This is a genomic window from Lactobacillus sp. N54.MGS-719, from assembly GCF_000980505.1.
GTDB lineage: Bacteria > Bacillota > Bacilli > Lactobacillales > Lactobacillaceae > Lactobacillus > Lactobacillus amylovorus.
On the sequence record NZ_LARO01000084.1, the window covers coordinates 1 to 2,479 of the forward strand.

At 34.0% G+C, this 2,479-nt stretch carries 2 protein-coding genes and 1 pseudogene; 2 read left to right on the forward strand and 1 reads right to left on the reverse strand.

Going from position 1 to position 2,479, the window contains the following annotated elements; genetic code table 11:
- A pseudogene (locus WS44_RS08975) lies at positions 1-183 on the forward strand (s-layer protein); the annotation flags it as partial.
- Positions 184-253: 70 nt separating this feature from the next.
- Here WS44_RS08975 and WS44_RS08980 read toward each other — a convergent pair.
- On the reverse strand, positions 254-991 hold the full coding sequence (locus WS44_RS08980; protein ID WP_046434071.1) for an SLAP domain-containing protein: 738 nt from the start codon (positions 989-991) through the stop codon (positions 254-256).
- 134 nt (positions 992-1,125) lie between these two features.
- Between WS44_RS08980 and WS44_RS08985 the strand changes: the two genes are divergently transcribed.
- Complete coding sequence (locus WS44_RS08985; protein WP_046434072.1) at positions 1,126-2,319, forward strand: SLAP domain-containing protein; 1,194 nt, start codon at positions 1,126-1,128, stop codon at positions 2,317-2,319.
- Positions 2,320-2,479: the final 160 nt, after the last annotated feature.

The window sequence follows — 2,479 nt, forward strand, 5'->3', positions numbered from 1 at the left end:
TTATTCTATCACTTGGTAGGCACAAGTTTTTATGCAAGTACAACGCCAACCGTTCATTGGAGCACAATTAATGTTGGTCATAATGCTTATGTAAAAGCTGGCGATGTTAAATTTATTGATGGAAGCGTAAAATTAACTCCATCAAACACAGCCGCTGAAGCAGAAGCTGCTGCAAAGAAGTAAAATATATAAATAAAAGCTAAAAAATAAAATCCTGTCCATTAGGGCAGGATTTTTCGTATTGTAATAACTTTTAGTATAAAGTTTTGACTCCATTGATGATGGACTTGTAAGGATGAGAATATACTGTATGTTTAGGTCTCTTAACTATATCACCAGCGTAGATATAATATTGCGTATTCTTAATATGGTATGCTTCAGCATACATATTATCAAATCCCGCAGTATCATCTACGACTAATTTCTTATTTTTGGGTAATACATAGGCATTTACTACTCTATTTTTAGAAACTTCTTTTAATGCGTAAATATGTTTTTGGTTAATTGTCTTAGGATCTTTTGTTACAACAGTTGCTTGATTAGTTATCAGTTCATTCGCCTTATTTGCATATGGTGAGGGAAGATCTTCACTGTAAATAGATTTAACATTTATACACTTGATATATCTGTTATAGTCTATTTTGTAGTATTCCTGCTTTTTAATTGTTTTATATGGAAGCCAATACAAATAATTAAATAAATTCTCTTTAGAATTCATTACACCTGTTGAACTATTATCTTTCATTATGTAATATCTCTTCACGGAATTTGTTTTTTGTAATTTCCCTGGAGCAGTAACAGCCTTATTCTTCTTGATGTAATTGTTTTTACCACGTAAACGTTGGCCTTTGTTGTTGTATACATAGGAGTTACTGTTTAAATACAGCTTCACATTATTGGCTGCCTTAACTGGGCTGGAATTCATGCCCAGTGAAACGATGCCTAAAAAGACAGCGATCAGAACAGTAAATATTGTTTTATTCTTTTTCATATATTAATACCTCATTAATATCTTAACTGTTAATACAATTATAGTTCATTTTCATTAATGTCTATATTGATTGACTTAAAAATTGGGGGAGATAATAGAAGTATCAGCGAGATATTAACAGAAAGATGATTAAAATGAAGAAGAATAAACTTATCTTGGCTTCAGTTGCAGCATTAATGGCTGTAAGCCCAGTGCTTTCATTCGGCTCACAAGTTCACACGGTTCAAGCTGCAGATAATTCTGTCAGAAAGACAGTTATGTATAATTCAATTGCTTATGATAAAGATGGCAATTCAACAGGTCAAAAGTATTACACTTACGGATCAATCAGTGTTGATCCAACCCCTGTAACTATTAACGGTAACCAATATTACAAGATTTCAGGTAAAAACCAATATGTTAGAGTAACTAATATTGATGGTGTAAGACGTAGAGTAACCCACAATGCTTATATTTATCGTACTTCTACTCAAAAAACGCCTTACGGTATGACTGCAAGCAGTAAGAAATGGAAGTTATACAAAGGCGAAATAGTAACTACTTATGGTGGCTATTACACCTTTAAAAATGGTAAGCACTACTTCAAGGTAGGCGGACCAAGAAAGCAATATGTTAGAACTGCTAACTTAGGTCCAGTTATCGGAACTAATACTTCAACAAGTTCTAATAATTCGTCAAACACCACAATCAATAATACCCAACCAGTTGGTAAATATGAAACCACTGTAACAGTAACTACTCCATACACTTATCTTTTTACAGAAGTTCCAGGTAAAATCCAAGTCCAACGTACTAATAAACGTGTTAAAAAAGGTGATAAGTTTGTGGTAGACCGTTTAGAACAAGGGACACGTGCTGGTACTGGGCAAGACGGTGATGACGATAATGAGCTAGCAATTTATCATATTAAGGGAACGGATTACTGGATTTATAATAATGATGTTCAAGCTGCTAAGCAATTATCAGTTCAGAGCTATAACAAAACAGACAAATCATTAATTACTATGGATCAACCAGTTGAAGTCTACAATGCAGATGGTACTTCTCAAAATATTAGAATTAAGAAGAACGATTCGGCATGGAGAGTTGATAGCTTATCATACATTTGGGTAGCCAAGGAAAATAAGGCTGAACGATTCTATCGTTTACATTTGAATGGTGAATATAGAAGCGTTTATCGCTTAACAAACAATGGCGACTATGTTTCCGATCGTGTTCCAATTAAAAATGCATACATAAAAGCAAGTGAAGTTAAAGTTGATCCAAATGGTTTGAAATTAACACCCTCAAACACTGCTGCTGAAGCAGAGGCTGCTGCGAAAAAGTAAAATTAAAAATAGATTTTAAAACTAAAAAACTGATGCATCTAAGCTATAAAGCTAGGAGCATCAGTTTTTTGCTACATTAGGTCGTCATTGTCTTTGAAAAGTTGCTTGGTTGCGGTGGCCATTCTTTCGGGGATGCCGTAGCTTTGCATGAAGGTCCCTG

Coding starts and splice junctions, on each gene's coding strand:
- WS44_RS08985 (WP_046434072.1), top strand. CDS start 1,126: ATGAAGAAGAATAAACTTATCTTGGCTTCAGTTGCAGCATTAATGGCT.
- WS44_RS08980 (WP_046434071.1), bottom strand. CDS start 991: ATGAAAAAGAATAAAACAATATTTACTGTTCTGATCGCTGTCTTTTTA.